The 14,637-nt window shown below is 57.5% G+C and carries 13 protein-coding genes; 7 read left to right on the top strand and 6 right to left on the bottom strand.

Going from position 1 to position 14,637, the window contains the following annotated elements; genetic code table 11:
* Window positions 1-422: 422 nt before the first annotated feature.
* Window positions 423-1,661 carry an ammonium transporter gene (locus ABI171_RS15680; protein WP_348093461.1) on the top strand — a complete coding sequence of 413 codons (1,239 nt, stop codon included), beginning with the start codon at window positions 423-425 and terminating at the stop codon, window positions 1,659-1,661.
* Window positions 1,662-1,755: 94 nt separating this feature from the next.
* On the opposite strand, the gene lysA is transcribed toward ABI171_RS15680, so the two are convergent.
* The gene (lysA, locus tag ABI171_RS15675; protein ID WP_348093460.1) at window positions 1,756-2,997 is read right to left on the bottom strand and encodes a diaminopimelate decarboxylase; all 1,242 of its coding nucleotides are present in this window, start codon (window positions 2,995-2,997) and stop codon (window positions 1,756-1,758) included.
* Between the two features lie 128 nt (window positions 2,998-3,125).
* On the opposite strand from lysA, the gene ABI171_RS15670 reads away from it, so the two are divergent.
* The 3 genes from ABI171_RS15670 (at window position 3,126) to ABI171_RS15660 (ending at window position 6,095) form a co-directional block, all read left to right on the top strand.
* Window positions 3,126-4,064, top strand: coding sequence for a LysR family transcriptional regulator (locus ABI171_RS15670; protein ID WP_348093459.1), 939 nt, complete (start codon window positions 3,126-3,128; stop codon window positions 4,062-4,064).
* A gap of 172 nt (window positions 4,065-4,236) precedes the next feature.
* Window positions 4,237-5,196, top strand: coding sequence for a pilin (locus tag ABI171_RS15665; protein WP_348093458.1), 960 nt, complete (start codon window positions 4,237-4,239; stop codon window positions 5,194-5,196).
* Between the two features lie 137 nt (window positions 5,197-5,333).
* On the top strand, window positions 5,334-6,095 hold the full coding sequence (locus ABI171_RS15660; RefSeq protein WP_348093457.1) for a metallophosphoesterase: 762 nt from the start codon (window positions 5,334-5,336) through the stop codon (window positions 6,093-6,095).
* A gap of 18 nt (window positions 6,096-6,113) precedes the next feature.
* Here the strand turns inward: ABI171_RS15660 and ABI171_RS15655 are convergent, their stop codons facing one another.
* Window positions 6,114-7,130 carry an NAD(P)-dependent alcohol dehydrogenase gene (locus tag ABI171_RS15655; RefSeq protein ID WP_348093456.1) on the bottom strand — a complete coding sequence of 339 codons (1,017 nt, stop codon included), beginning with the start codon at window positions 7,128-7,130 and terminating at the stop codon, window positions 6,114-6,116.
* Window positions 7,131-7,292: 162 nt separating this feature from the next.
* Here ABI171_RS15655 and ABI171_RS15650 point away from each other — a divergent pair, with 162 nt between their 5' ends.
* Window positions 7,293-8,294: a LysR family transcriptional regulator gene (locus tag ABI171_RS15650; RefSeq protein ID WP_348093455.1), complete on the top strand. Its 1,002-nt coding sequence runs from the start codon at window positions 7,293-7,295 to the stop codon at window positions 8,292-8,294.
* Here the strand turns inward: ABI171_RS15650 and ABI171_RS15645 are convergent.
* Window positions 8,239-8,565 carry an AzlD domain-containing protein gene (locus tag ABI171_RS15645; protein ID WP_348093454.1) on the bottom strand — a complete coding sequence of 109 codons (327 nt, stop codon included), beginning with the start codon at window positions 8,563-8,565 and terminating at the stop codon, window positions 8,239-8,241. The genes ABI171_RS15650 and ABI171_RS15645 overlap by 56 nt on opposite strands.
* On the bottom strand, window positions 8,562-9,305 hold the full coding sequence (locus ABI171_RS15640; RefSeq protein WP_348093453.1) for an AzlC family ABC transporter permease: 744 nt from the start codon (window positions 9,303-9,305) through the stop codon (window positions 8,562-8,564). Before ABI171_RS15640 ends, ABI171_RS15645 begins: the two co-directional genes overlap by 4 nt.
* 121 nt (window positions 9,306-9,426) lie before the next feature.
* Between ABI171_RS15640 and ABI171_RS15635 the strand changes: the two genes are divergently transcribed.
* Window positions 9,427-10,125: an aspartate/glutamate racemase family protein gene (locus tag ABI171_RS15635; protein ID WP_348093462.1), complete on the top strand. Its 699-nt coding sequence runs from the start codon at window positions 9,427-9,429 to the stop codon at window positions 10,123-10,125.
* A 48-nt stretch (window positions 10,126-10,173) separates the two neighbouring features.
* On the opposite strand, the gene ABI171_RS15630 is transcribed toward ABI171_RS15635, so the two are convergent.
* On the bottom strand, window positions 10,174-10,509 hold the full coding sequence (locus ABI171_RS15630; RefSeq protein ID WP_348093452.1) for a hypothetical protein: 336 nt from the start codon (window positions 10,507-10,509) through the stop codon (window positions 10,174-10,176).
* A gap of 839 nt (window positions 10,510-11,348) precedes the next feature.
* On the opposite strand from ABI171_RS15630, the gene ABI171_RS15625 reads away from it, so the two are divergent.
* Window positions 11,349-12,218, top strand: a complete 870-nt coding sequence (locus ABI171_RS15625) for a Crp/Fnr family transcriptional regulator (protein WP_348093451.1) — start codon at window positions 11,349-11,351, stop codon at window positions 12,216-12,218.
* Between the two features lie 139 nt (window positions 12,219-12,357).
* Here ABI171_RS15625 and ABI171_RS15620 read toward each other — a convergent pair whose 3' ends face one another.
* Window positions 12,358-14,544 (bottom strand): prolyl oligopeptidase family serine peptidase, encoded by a 2,187-nt coding sequence (locus ABI171_RS15620; protein ID WP_348093450.1) that lies wholly within the window; start codon window positions 14,542-14,544, stop codon window positions 12,358-12,360.
* Between the last annotated feature and the right edge of the window lie 93 nt (window positions 14,545-14,637).

Genomic DNA, 14,637 nt, shown 5'->3' with positions numbered 1-14,637 from the left:
AGCCAGTTTCAGCAGTTCTGGATCGGGCTTGGCCCGTTTGTTACGCGTTGCGACGGTCATTGTTTCTCCTTGATGGCGGCAGTGTCCTGCCAAATGACCGTTTACACAAAATTATTTACACCCTCGTCTGCACAGTCCCTTACATAATGATCAGAATGACGTAAGGATTGGTTGCGCTTTTCAGATCAGCCAATTTCATCAATAGCCGCTGTCACGCACACAACTCAATACCTGAGATACGGAATAACATGATCTTTCGTCGTCTTATATAAGCAACTATTTATCTGTACCATCCACAATTCCCAGATTGAAAACGGCGTGCCGGTCTGGCGCAGCAACATGCTCCGGCGACGGCCGCAATCGGCCCGCGCCGGATTTCCCAAGCCATCATTTGCCCTTAAAACAATTAAAAGACGTTACCCATGACACCTTCAATCATGCCGATCAACATCGGCAATACAGCTTTCATGCTGCTTTGTTCCAGCCTGGTGATGCTGATGACGCCCGGGCTGGCGTTTTTCTACGGCGGCCTGGTCGGGCGCAAGAACGTGCTGGCGATCATGATGCAAAGCTTCATCTCGCTCGGCTGGACCACCGTGCTGTGGTTCGCCTTCGGCTACTCGATGTGCTTCGGCCCGTCGTGGCATGGCATCATCGGCGATCCGACCTACTACGCTTTCCTGCACGGGATCACGCTGTCCAGCATGTACACCGGTAACGATGCCGGCATTCCGCTCATCGTTCACGTTGCCTACCAGATGATGTTTGCGATTATCACCCCGGCGCTGATCACCGGCGCCTTCGCCAACCGCGTCACCTTCAAGGCGTATTTCCTGTTCCTGACCGGCTGGCTGGTATTCGTCTACTTCCCGTTTGTCCACATGGTGTGGAGTCCGGATGGCTTGTTTGCGAAATGGGGCGTGCTGGATTATGCCGGCGGCATCGTGGTGCATAACACCGCCGGCTTTGCCGCGCTGGCTTCGGTGCTGTATGTCGGCCGCCGCCGGAAAGTGGAACTCAAGCCGCACAACGTGCCGCTGATTGCGCTGGGTTCCGGCTTGCTGTGGTTTGGCTGGTATGGCTTTAACGCCGGTTCGGAATTCCGCGTCGATGCCGTTACCGCATCGGCGTTCCTGAACACCGACGTCGCCGCATCGTTCGGTGCCATCACCTGGCTGTTCATCGAATGGTTCTATCACAAGAAACCGAAGTTCATCGGCCTGCTGACCGGCGGCGTCGCCGGCCTGGCGACGATCACGCCTGCCGCCGGTTACGTCTCGCTCGGCACCGCGGCCATCATCGGCATCTGCGCCGGCCTGATCTGCTTCTATGCCGTCGCCCTCAAAAACCGGCTGGGCTGGGATGATGCGCTTGACGTCTGGGGCGTGCATGGCGTCGGCGGCATGGCCGGCACCATCCTGCTCGGCGTATTTGCGTCCAAGGCGTGGAACGCCAACGGCGCGGATGGCCTTTTACTGGGAAATACCTCATTCTTCTTCGCCCAGTGCGGCGCGGTGATCGTCTCCGGCATCTGGGCCTTTGCCTTCACCTACGGCATGCTGTGGCTGATCAACCTGTTCACGCCGGTCAAGGTCGGCGCCGAAACGCAGGACCGGATGGATGAGGACTTGCATGGCGAGGATGCTTACCTGCACGCCTAGGATTCAAGTCTATTAACAAAAAAGCGGCAGCCGGAGTTTTCCGGATGCCGCTTTTTTCTTGGGACCGCTGTTGCCGATATGTCTTTGCCAGCCGCTATACGCCGGTTTCCAGTGCGATCAGTTCCGCCACAGTCTGGCGACGCCGTATCAAGCGATGCTTGCCGCCCTCGATCAAGACTTCTGCCAGCAAGGGCCGGCTATTGTAATTGGATGACATGGAAGCGCCATAAGCACCGGCGTCATGAAACACCAGGTAGTCGCCCACCCGCGCCTCCGGCATCGAGCGCGGGGCGACGATGCCGCCGTCATGCTGGGTGAAAATATCGCCCGATTCGCACAGCGGGCCGGCGACCACCGTCGGCCGCAGCACCGCCGCAGCGCTGGCGCGCTTGCTTTGCCGGATCACCGAGATGTGATGGTAGCTACCGTACATTGCCGGCCGCATCAAATCGTTGAAGCCGGCATCGGCCAGCACGAAATGGTTGCTGCCATTGTCCTTGACCGCGCGCACTTCCGAGAGCAGCGCACCGGCTTCTGCGACGAGAAAACGGCCCGGCTCGATTTCCAGCCGCACCGGATGCCCCAGATGCGCCGCGATCTCTTTGCGCGCAGCATCCCAGAGCGAGAAATAGTGCGCGCAATCGATGGGCTGCTCACCCTCCTTGTAGGGAATCGACAGGCCACCGCCGGCCGACACCGCTTCCAGTTCGCAACCGAGCCGCTTGACGGTGTCGACCATGGCGCCGCAGACCTGCTTCAAATGGCTGTAATCGACGCCGGAACCGATATGCATGTGCAGCCCGACCAGTTGCAAGCCGTGACGCTTGATCACTTGCAAGGCGCGCTCCAGGTCCGTGTGCCAGATACCGTGCTTGCTATTCTCCCCACCGGTATTGGTTTTAGCGCTGTGGCCGTGGCCGAAACCCGGGTTGATGCGCAACCAGACGCGATGGCCTGGCTTGGCTGCACCAATCTGTTCCAGCATGTCGATCGAACCGGCGTTGACTTCGATATCGAGTTCGGTGACCCGCGTCAGGGTTGCCGAGTCCAGCAAATCTGCGGTAAATACCAGCCCCGCAGGCTCTCCCTTCGGGCTATAACCGGCTTGCAAGGCGCGCTCGATTTCCCCCAGCGACACGGCATCGACCATGACGCCTTGCTCGTGCATCAGCTTCAGGATATGGATATTCGAGCAGGCTTTTTGTGCAAAGCGGATGACGTCAAACATTTTCAGCTGCTGTATCCGGCCGGCGATCATTTCAGCGTCGTAGATCCACAGCGGCGTGCCGTATTGGCGGGCAAGGTCGGGAAAGGTCTCTAGCAAAGCGGTATTCATGCCGGTTCTCGATAAATAAGTGGGGATAGGGTCAAATGATCCGCTAAATATATTATTCAATAAAATATCAATTATTTGCATATCCATTCATATACGATATAGGATGAATCTCCTGGAGATAAGCAAAAATGTCTATCACGCTAAGACACATCGAAGTATTCCGGGCAGTCATGACCGCCGGCAGTGTCACCGCCGCCGCAGCGCTTTTGCGCACCTCGCAGCCGACTGTCAGCAGGGAACTGGCGCGTTTCGAATCGCTGGTCCGGATGAAATTGTTCGACCGTGTGCGCGGCCGCCTGGTGGCGACCGCCCCCGCGCTGATACTGTATGAAGAAGTCCGCCGCTCTTATCTCGGACTGGAACGCATCGTCAGCATGGCGGGGTCGATACGGCAATTCGAGCACGGCCAGCTGTCCGTGATCTGTCTGCCAACTTTTGCCCAAACGCTGCTACCGGCCGCCTGCCGCCGTTTCCTGGAGAATTTTCCCACGGTCAGCCTGAGCATCACGCCACAGGAATCGCCGTTGCTGGAGGAATGGCTGACTTCCCAGCGCTACGATATCGGCATCACGGAAACCGTCGCCGCACCGGCCGCCACCCGGCAGACACTGCTGTTTTCAGGCGATATGGTGTGCGTCTTGGCAGACGGCCATCCGTTGCTGGCCAAGCAAAAGCTGACGCCCAGGGATTTTTCAGGGCAAGGCTTCATCAACCTGTCTCTGTTCGACATCTACCGGCAACAATTGGATGATGTTTTTGAACGGCATGGCATCGAGCGCCGCATGGTGATTGAAACCGCGAGCGCGGCATCGGTCTGCGCCATGGTGCGGCAGGGACTGGGCGTCGCCATCGTCAATCCCCTGACCGCCATGGATGAAGCGGGACGTGGCCTGCATTTGCGCCGGTTCTCGGAATCGATACCGTTCAATGTCAGCCTGGTGCGGCCTGAACACCGGCCGTCATCGCTGCTGGCGGATGCCTTTGCAGAAGCCTTGCAGCAGCACTGCCGGCTGCTGGCTGAAGCATTGAAAACGGCGTTGCGGAAATCGAAGCAAGCAACATTTTAATATTGCTTAATTAATGTTGTTTAATTTCAACATTTTAGCTATGCTTGCCCTCGCTGCGGATAGACCGTCACATCAATGATGCAGACCGCATGAAATATAAAGCATGAGACGCGAAGACAGAGGAGCCGGCAAAAAGCTCCATGCCAAAACGAAAATATCAGGGGGAAAGTGAATGTTTTGTCCGCAATGTGTGTCTGCCAATGACGCCGCCGCAAAATTCTGTTCCAGCTGCGGCGCCGCCTTCTCACCGAGCACGCAGGGCCTGCCGGCAAACCGGCAGGTAGCCAACGCACCGGTTGAAATCGAAGAGTATTACGCGGCGCAAATCGGCCCGAAAAACCAGGATTACTATCTGGGTAAATTTGCGAACTTCGACCATGCCGGCCGAGGCGGTCCATCGTGGCATTGGCCCGCGCTATTCGTGCCCTTCTATTGGTTCTTGTACCGCAAGATGTGGCGCAATGCCCTGCTCTATCTTTTTTCACCTTATATTCTCGGCGTCTTGCTGGGTATAGTCGGCGCCAGCTCCGGCAAGTCAGGCAGCGCTATTCTTGGTGTCGGCTTCGTGTTGATCGTGCTGGGCTGCCGGCTGGGAGCGGCAATTTTCGGCAATGCCTTGTACTACGCGCACTGCAAAAAGAAAATCGCAGAAACCATGGCCTCCGGACATAGCATAGAGCGACAGCTGGGAGAACTCTCCGGCAAAGGCGGCACCAGTGGCGTATTTCTGTTCTTCCTGCTGATCGGGTTTTTCATCGCCGCGATCGGCATCCTGGCTGCGATTGCAATCCCTGCCTATCAGGATTACACCACCCGCGCGCATGTCGCTGAAGCGAGCGCTACCGGACAAAAAGCAACCCAATCCATCACCAGCTATTATCTGGAACACAAGCAGATGCCAGCCGATCTTGCGCAGGCCGGCTTTACGGAAACCTTGCCGCGATCCGTAAAGGAAATCGATATCGATATTCGCAACGGTGTGGTTTCTATCGTCATGGCTGGCGGTCCGGTCGACGGCAAGATTTTGAATCTGGCGCCATCGCTTGACAATGCGGGCCATGTCACCTGGCGCTGCATGAGCCAGGAAATCAAAGACAAATATCTGCCGCGTGAATGCAGGCAGCAACAATAGCGTTTGCTGCTGAAATAAAAAGAGGGACGCAGATTGCTTTTGCGTCCCTTTATTTTTTAATTGCGCTTACCATCAACATCACAGGCTTTAGTATTCCTGTTCTTGCTTGTTCTCTGTTCCTGGCTATTATTCATACCATGAAAATTTCATTGCTATCCGATCTGCACCTCTCCGTCCATCCAATGGAAGCGCCGCAGACCGACGCCGACGTGGTGGTGCTGGCCGGTGATATCTGGCGGCCGGCGGAAGCCGTGGGATGGGCAAGGCAATTCTCGGCGCCGACACTTTTTGTGGCCGGCAATCATGAATTCTATGGGCGTGACCTGGCCGGCGCCGTGACTGAACTGCGCGCCGCCGCCAAGGCAAGCAATGTGCATGTCTTGCAGCAGCAGAGCGTGGTGCTGGACGGCGTGCGTTTCCTCGGTTGCACGCTTTGGACCGATTTCAGATTCTTCAGCAGCGAAGAACAACGCGCACTCGGCTTGAGCCAGGCAGTAGAACTGATCAGGGATTTTTCGCAAATACGCGTAGCGCCAGACTCGCCGGCGCTATTCACACCAGCCGTTTCGCAATTGCTGTTCGATGACAGCGTGGCCTGGCTGGACCGGCAGTTTTCGCAGCCGCACGATGGCACCACGGTTGTCATCAGCCATCATGCACCGAGCCCGCAAAGCGTGCATCCGAGATTTGCCGGTTCACCGTTGAATGCGTGTTTCGTCTCGGATCTTGAGCAACGCATACTGCAATGGCAGCCGGCGCTCTGGTTGCATGGCCACCTGCATGACAGCTTCGACTATCGGATCGGCGCTACGCGCGTGGTGTGCAATCCGCGCGGTTATGCGCGGGCAGGCAAAGAAGAAAACCCGTTGTTTGATCCGAACCTGTCGCTGATTGTCTGAACCAGCCCGTCACGGCTGCTATCGAGCGACTTCGATCACCACTTTGCCAAAGTGCCCGGCTTGCTCCAGATAACTGTAGGCTTCGCGCGCTTGCTGGAACGGGAAGACGCGATCCACCACTGGCTTCAGCGCCGTCACTTCCAGGAAGCGGTTGAGATCTTCAAGCATGCTGCGGCTGCCGACAAAAATCCCCGACAAACGCTTGGCGCCGCCGATCAGCGCGAACGGATCGAGCTCGCCGCCGAAACCGCTGACGCCGCCGATGATGGCGATGGTGCCGCCCATCGCCGTGCTGCGGATCGAGCGCGACAACGTACCTTTGCCGCCGACCTCCAGCACCAGATCGACGCCGCGGCCGGCGGTCAGCCGCATGACCTCATCCTGCCATTCCGGCGTGCTGCTGTAGTTGATGGTGGCGCTGGCGCCCAGGGTGCGCGCACGCTCCAGTTTTTCATCGCTGGAAGACGTAATGATGGTGCGCAGGCCGGCCGCCTTTGCCAGTTGCAAGGCCCAGATCGAGACGCCGCCGGTACCCAGCAACAGCACGCTGTCGCCGGCCCTGAGGCCGCCTTCGACAAACAAGGCATTCCAGGCAGTCACCCCGGCGCAAGGCAGCGTGGCAGCCTCGGCATAGTTCAGGTGCGCCGGCATCCCGGCCCAGGCATTCTCGTGCAACACCACCTCGTCCGCCAGCATGCCGTTGGCGACAGCGCCAAGTGCGCCGCTGGTGTTCTGCGGGGTCGGCGCGCCATTGATCCAGCCCGGGAAAAACGAAGCGACAACCCGATCGCCAATCCTGAACCGGGTCACGGCGGCCCCTGTTTCGATTACTTCGCCAGCGCCATCGGAAGCAGGAATCACAGGACCGTCGCCAGTGCTCCGGTAACTGCCATCGGCGATCATCAGATCGCGATAATTGAGCGATACCGCATGTACCCGCACCCGCACTTCATACGCTGCCAACACAGTACTTTCACACTGAACCCGCTCCAGTCCTGCGATTTTTTGTCCCGAGTGGATTTGATAAGCTTGCATGGAAATCTCCTGTTGGTTGCACACAATCCAAGCCTCATTGCTGGGAGCCTGGCGAGCGTTGCTGCGATGCCCGCTCAGGGATAGACTGTTATCATATAGAAGCCAATTACTCTCCAGTGGCGTTATTTTTTACTATGTATGTAGCGTAAATGGATCCAATAAATGAGTGATCGCTTACACGGCATCAGCGCTTTCGTCGAGGCGGTCGAGGCCGGCAGCTTTGCCCTGGCGGCGCAACGCATGCGGCTGACCCGTTCGGCGGTAGGTAAAAGCATCGCCCGGCTGGAGCAACGGCTGGGCGTACGCCTGTTTCAGCGGACTACGCGTAGCCAAAGCCTGACCGAAGACGGCCAGGCCTATTACGAACGGTGCGTGCGAGCGCTGGCCGAACTGGACGCTGGCGTCTCGGCGCTGGACAGCGGCAAATGCGAAGCCGTCGGCCGTTTGCGGATCAGCGTGCCGGTGCTGTTCGGCCGCCATTGCGTGGCGCCGGTCTTGCTGGCGCTGGCGCGCCGCCATCCACGCATGACGATCGAGATGTCCTTCAGCGATCAGGTGGTGGACCTGGTGGAGGACAAATTCGACCTGGCGATCCGCATCGGCAGCCTGCCCGACAGCGCGACGCTGGTGGCGCGCCGGCTGGCCACACAAGCCATGTCGATCTGCGCCGCGCCATCTTATCTGGCCGAATATGGCAAGCCGGTCAGCGCAGCGGAGATGAGCCGGCATGCCGGTATTGCTTACGGCCGTTCGGGCCGCCTGGAACCTTGGAAAGTACGTGATTGCGCAGGCGAGGTGCATGAGCCGAAAGTGAATATCCGGCTAGTGTTCGACGATCTGCAAGCCATCGCCGACGCCGCGGTGGCAGGCGCCGGTCTTGCGTGGCTGCCGTGCTGGCTGATGTCAAAACATGCGCGCGCCGGCGAACTCAGCCTGGTCATGGATAGCGAGAGCGTGCTGCCCACCGAAATCTATCTGGTGTGGCCACAGTCGCGCTACCTGCCGGCTAAAACCAGGCTGGCGATTGACGCCCTGGTGGCGGAGATTCCGGGCATGGTGGGAAAAATGCAGCGGCCGCCGGCGCAGACGGCCGCAGACGAAAAGCAACCTACTTTACCAGCACCCCGAATTGCCAGGCAAAAAACACTACCAGCCCCACCATGATGGTCAGCAGCTGGCGGCGCGTGGCGGCACACACCAGAATGGCTGCGATGGCGGCGATCAATTGCGGATTGCGCCAGCTTAGCTCGATGCCCTGGCCATGCGGCGCCAGCACCATCGGTACGATAATCGCCGTCAGCACGGTCACCGGAACAAAGGCCAGCGCCTCTTTCAGCCAGATTGGAAAAGCGGCGCGTTCACCCAGCATGAAAATTCCAGCCTTGATGAATACCGTGATCAGCGACATGCCGACGATCATCAATGTGTAGGTCATGCTTTGCTCCTTGTTTTTGCGGCGCACCTGACCGCTTGCCAGTGTGAAATCCCCAATCCGACGGCGACGCCGGCGAGGATCGCAGCCATCAAGCCGAGCTTGTAGGGCAGATCGCGCAGGAACCAGGCAAAGGCGCCGGCAGCGATGGCCGCGGCCAGCTGCGGAAAACGGAACAGCTGCGGCACCACGATCGCGATGAAGGTCGCCACCATGGCAAAATCCAGTCCCAGCGTTTGCAGTTGCGGAAAGGCCTCGCCGAACACCAGGCCGGCCAGCGTCCACAACTGCCAGTTGCCGTACATGGACAAGCCGGATCCCAGGAAGTACCAATGCCCTTGCGGCGTGTGCCCGTGCTTGAGGTAGTAGGCATTCATCACGGCGAAGGTTTCGTCGGTCAGCAGGAAACCTAGCAGGAAGCGCCAGCGCGCCGGCAAATGGCTGACGCGCGGTAACAACGTTGCTGCATACAGCATATGGCGCAGGTTGACGATGAAGGTGGCCATCCAGATCACCAGGATTCCGGTCTGGGCCGCCGCCAGGCCCACCGCAATGAACTGGCTGGAACCGGCGAACACGCTCAGCGACATGAACTGGCCCTGCCATGGCGCCAGCGGGCCGGCCGCAATCAGCGCGCCGAAAATAACGCCGAACGGCGCCGCGCCAACCAGCATCGGCAGGCTATCGCGGGCGCCGGCGGCAAAACTGGAAAATCGCGTGACAGGAGGGAGAAGATGCGACATGAACGATTCCTTTGACAAGCAGGCATCTTAATGTCAAGCGCCACTTTAGGCTAGTATGTTATTGCCATCTATAGACGGCGCGCGCCAGGCTTGCATCAACCATCATCATCAGGGAGTTTTCTTGAAAATCATCGGCCTCATTGGCGGCATGAGCTGGGAATCCACAGTGCCCTACTACCGCCAGATCAACGAAACTATCAAACAACAGCTGGGCGGCTTGCACTCGGCAAAAATTATTCTTTATAGCGTCGATTTCCACGAGATCGAGCGCTTGCAGCATAGCGGCGACTGGGCTGCGGCGGGCGCACTGCTAGCCGATGTCGCGCGTGCACTGGAACGCGCCGGCGCGGATTTCCTGGTGGTATGCACGAACACGATGCATAAGCTGGCATCTGAAATTGAAGCTGCGGTTGACATTCCCTTGTTCCATATCGCCGATCCCACTGCCGATGAAATCAAACAGGCCGGTTTCACCACGGTGGGGCTGCTCGGCACGCGTTTCACCATGGAACAGGATTTTTACAAGGAACGGCTGCGCGAACGCCACGGCCTGCAGGTGCTGACGCCGACGCCGCAAGACCGCGAGATCGTGCATCGCATCATCTACGAAGAACTATGCCTGGGAAAAATACGCGAGGAATCGCGCGCCGAATATCGCCGCGTGATGGTGCAACTGATCGCGCAAGGTGCGCAGGCAATCATCTTGGGATGTACGGAAATATCGCTGCTGGTAGGTCCGCAGGATTGCGCGGTGAGCTTGTTTGATACGACCGGGATTCACGCTCGCAGTGCGGCGTTGTGGGCGCTGGCGGAGACCTGATGCGGATCGCCTGCGTGCCGGCCTGAAGCCGGCATGCAGATTGCGTTCTTACTTGTCAGGATCTGCCGCCATGGCCTTGTTACGCTCGCTCGTAGCTTCGGCTTTTTGCATTTTCATGTCCGCCTTGGCATCCGCTTTTTCTTCCTTCATTTCCATTTTTGCGCCCTTTTTCCGTGCCTTGTATTCAGCATTGGCGTCGCTGTCGGCCTGGCGTTTCTGCACCAGCGGGTCGGACGACACTGCCGGATTGGTGCCCGGGATCGGCACCATGATGACCTGTGCGCCATTGGCGTTGCCGTCAGTGGCGGCTGCAGGAGTCTGCGCCTGGGCGGCAGCGGCTGCCAATGTCGAGGCGGCAAGAATAAGTGTGTAGATATTTTTCATGATGAGTCCTTATAAATTGGAATGACGAACCGGGCATCATCACGAATCAGGATGGCCAAAGACATCGGATGAGCGCGTTCCACATAGGTCATTCACGGGAAAAATACGCTTCTAATACGGATCACACGATCGAATTACCGTGTCAGCACAATTCAAGGTTAACGGCAAACCACAATCGGTTTTGTGCGGTAGCCAACTTAACGTCGACGTCTTGAAAAATACCCCACAGCGGCTTTGCATAAGGCTTTTCATCCATAACCGGCACGTCAATGTGGTTTTATACGGGCGTTGCAAGCGGTTGAAACTTTACATTCGCGTTTTTTTGAATAAAAATAAAACCGTCAGCAATTCACTTTTTTATTTTTTGATGGTGGTGGTTTTGACATGCTGCTGCTTTCTGATGGAGAAAATATGTTACTCAGACACACACTGATGGTTACAGCATTTGCAATGATCGCAGTCGCGGGCTGCAAGAAAGCCGATGTTCCGAATGTAGCACCGGCCGCAGATCAGGCTGCGCCTCCGGCCATTGCACCTATGGCGCCAGCACCAGCCACCCCTACCCCTGCGCCGTCAGCGCCAGATACCACCGCTCCTGCTTCCAGCAGCTCTGGCAGCTAACAATCCCTAACGATGGCCGCCGGTGCGGCCATCGTGCCATTTACCTCCGCCACCTCTATTCCTGACAAAAACAGGCATACCTGGAAGATTGTTTTTATGGAATTTTCGATTGCTGTGTCAGTGAAGTCCTACAACAGAAGAAGGAATCCGCCGATTTCGTAATCCGCTTCCAGCTGCGACTATGAATACACAGAAGTACCACCACACCCTCGAAGGAGATGGCGATGGCTTACGTATTGAATAGTTGTAGCAGCACTGCGAAAAACGCGGCGAACAAGAAGGCGGCTGTATTAGCCGGCATGCGTGACGAAAGCAAGGCCGAGGTTATCCGGCTTGGCGCGCAAAACCTTACCTCACTTCGGATTGCCGGCCTGTATGGGCACAATCCTCTGCAAAACCACATACTCGCGTCCCTGCCCGCCGACGACTTCAAGCGTCTGCAAATGCATCTCGAATTTGTCGCGATGCCTTTCGGGATGACTATCTGCGAGGCCGACAGCCAGATGCGGCATATCTATTTCGTCACCAGCAGCATCATCTCTTTGTTGCACGACATGAAAGACGGCAGCTCTGCGGAAACAGCGGTCATCGGCAACGAAGGCGTACTGGGCATCGCACTGTTCATGGGCGGCGGCAAGAGCCTCAACCGGGCCACGGTAAAAAGCGCCGGTTACGGCTTCCGCCTCAGCGCAAACATTCTGATGGAAGAATTTGCGCGCGGCGGCGCCTTGCAACAGCTGCTGCTGCGCTACACCCAGGCTTTGATTACGCAAATGTCGCAGACCGCGGTCTGCAATCGCCATCACAGCGTGCCGCAGCAATTATGCCGTAGCCTGCTGCTGACGCTGGACCGTTTGCCAGGCAATGAAATCAGCGTTACCCAAAGCTCGATTGCCGCCATGCTGGGCGTACGCCGCGAATCCGTGGCCGAGGCGGCCGGCAAGCTGCAGGAAGAAGGCTTGATCCAGTATGCGCGGGGGCACCTGACGGTGCTCGACAGAAGCGGTCTCGAAGCCAGGGCATGCGAATGCTATCACGGCCTCAAGCATGAACATCATGATATGTTCGATGAAAAGAAGGCTTCGTAATAAAGCCTCGCCGCTCTTCAGGGGACGCTGTATTGAAGCCAGACCAAGACAACAGAAAAGTAAAAATCCAGCAGACCTGCATGGTCGCTGGATTTTTTTTATCGCGCTGATCACACCGGCGCCAGGCTATCTCGCCAGATTAGTTCGCCGCAGGTTTTGCCAAGTCGCCTGCAACTGCTTCGCCGGCAGGTCCGACATGCATATCCAGCACCTTGGTCAAGAAGCCCCAACGGTCGGCCACTTCTTCGATCTGTTTCGTGGTTGGCTTGCCTGCACCGTGTCCGGCCTTGGTATCGATCCGTATCAGCACCGGCGCAGCGCCGGCCTGGTCGGCCTGTTCGGTCGCGACAAACTTGAAGCTGTGCGCCGGCACCACGCGGTCATCGTGATCGGCGGTAGTCACCAGGGTCGCCGGATAGCAGGTGCCCGGCTTCAGGTTATGCAACGGCGAATAGGCGTACAAGGCCTTGAATTCATCGGCGTTGTCGGACGAGCCGTAGTCCGAAGTCCAGCCCCAGCCGATGGTGAATTTATGGAAGCGCAGCATGTCCATCACGCCGACTTGCGGAATCGCCGCGGCAAACAGATCCGGCCGTTGCACCATGGTGGCGCCGACCAGTAAACCGCCATTGCTGCCGCCGCCGATCGCCAGTTTTTGCGGCGAGGTATATTTGTTAGAGATCAACCATTGCGCTGCGCCGATGAAATCATCGAACACATTTTGCTTGTGCAGCTTGGTGCCGGCTTCATGCCAGGCTTTGCCGTACTCGCCGCCTCCGCGCAGATTCGGCACGGCGTAGACGCCGCCCATTTCCATCCAGGCCAGGTTGGCGACGGAGAACCCCGGTGTCAGCGAAATATTGAAGCCGCCGTAACCGTACAGATAGGTCGGGTTGCCGCCATCCAGCTTGATGCCTTTTTTCGAGACGATGAACATCGGCACTTTGGTGCCGTCCTTGCTGCTGTAGAACACTTGACGCGTTTCGAAAGCGCTTGGGTCGAAATCGACTTTCGGCTGACGGTACACACTGCTCTTGCCGCTTGCCAGATCGTAGCGATAGATTGACGCAGGTGTGGTGAAGCCGGTAAACGAATAGAAGGTTTCCTTGTCGCCACGCTTACCGCCGAAGCCGCTGGCGGAACCGATGCCTGGCAACCCCACTTCGCGTATCAGTTTGCCGCCCAGCGTAAATACCTTGATCTGGCTACGTGCGTCTTTCAGATAATCGAGCACCAGGCGCTGGTCAACCAGATTCGCGCCCTGCAAGGTTTGCTCCGCTTCCGGTACGATCACCTTCCACTTGGCGGCTTGCGGCTGGCGCGTGTCGATCGCAATCACACTGCCCTTAGGCGCATCTTTATTGGAGTTGAAGAAGAACAACGGTCCGTCGTTGTCGATGAAATCGTAGGAAGCGTCGAAGTCGTCCAGCAGCGGCTGCATGGCTGCGTTCTTCTTGCTCAGGTCCTTGTAGTACACCCGGTTCTTTTGCTCGGTGCCTTGCGAAATGCTGACGATCAGGTATTTGCCATCATCGGTCACGTGGCCGGCGAAGCCCCATTCCTTTTGGTCCGGACGGTCATAGACCAGGACGTCATCGGATTGCGGCGTAGCCATTTTATGAAAATACAATTTCTGGAAATAATTGACGTCGGCCAGTTTGGTGGCTTCTTTCGGCGCATCGTAGCGGCTGTAAAAAAATCCGGAACTGTCGTGGGCCCATGAGGCGCCGGAGAATTTCACCCATTGCAAATGATCTGTGGTGTCCTTGCCGCTCTCGATGTCGCGCACCTTCCATTCGTTCCAGTCGGAACCTGAAGCGGCAGTGCCATATGCCAGGTACTTACCATTCGGGCTGACCGCAATGCCGGCTAGGGCTACCGTGCCATCGGCTGCCAGCGTGTTCGGATCCAGCAGCAGGCGCGGTTCGTCGTTGATCTGTTTGACGGTGTATAACACCGCCTGGTTTTGCAAGCCGTCGTTACGGCTGTAGAAATAGCGGCCGCCTTCTTTGAAGGGCACGCTGAAGCGTTCATAGTTCCACAGTTTGGTGAGCCGCTCGCGGATCGCCGTGCGCGCCGGAATCGTCTCCAGATAACTTTGCGTCAGCTTGTTTTGCGCATCCACCCAGGCCTTGGTATCGTCGCCGTTGGCGTTCTCCAGCCAGCGATAAGGATCGGCTACCTTGACGCCATGATAGTCGTCTGTCTGATCGACTTTTTTGCTGCCAGGGTAGGTAAGAGTCTGGGCGCCGGCGGGGCATTGCTGGGCAATACTGGCGCCGCTGGCGATGAAGGCGGATAAGGCAAGTGCGTGTTTGAGATACATGTTTTGTCCGTTGTGATTTGGGGTGAAATCAGGCTAACAAAGGGTCATGCTGTCATCAGGCGCCGGCGGATAAGCGAGCGCTGATTTTTTTGT

This window comes from Collimonas sp. (genome assembly GCF_039923675.1).
GTDB lineage: Bacteria > Pseudomonadota > Gammaproteobacteria > Burkholderiales > Burkholderiaceae_D > Collimonas.
This window is presented reverse-complemented; position numbering and strand designations above follow the sequence as displayed.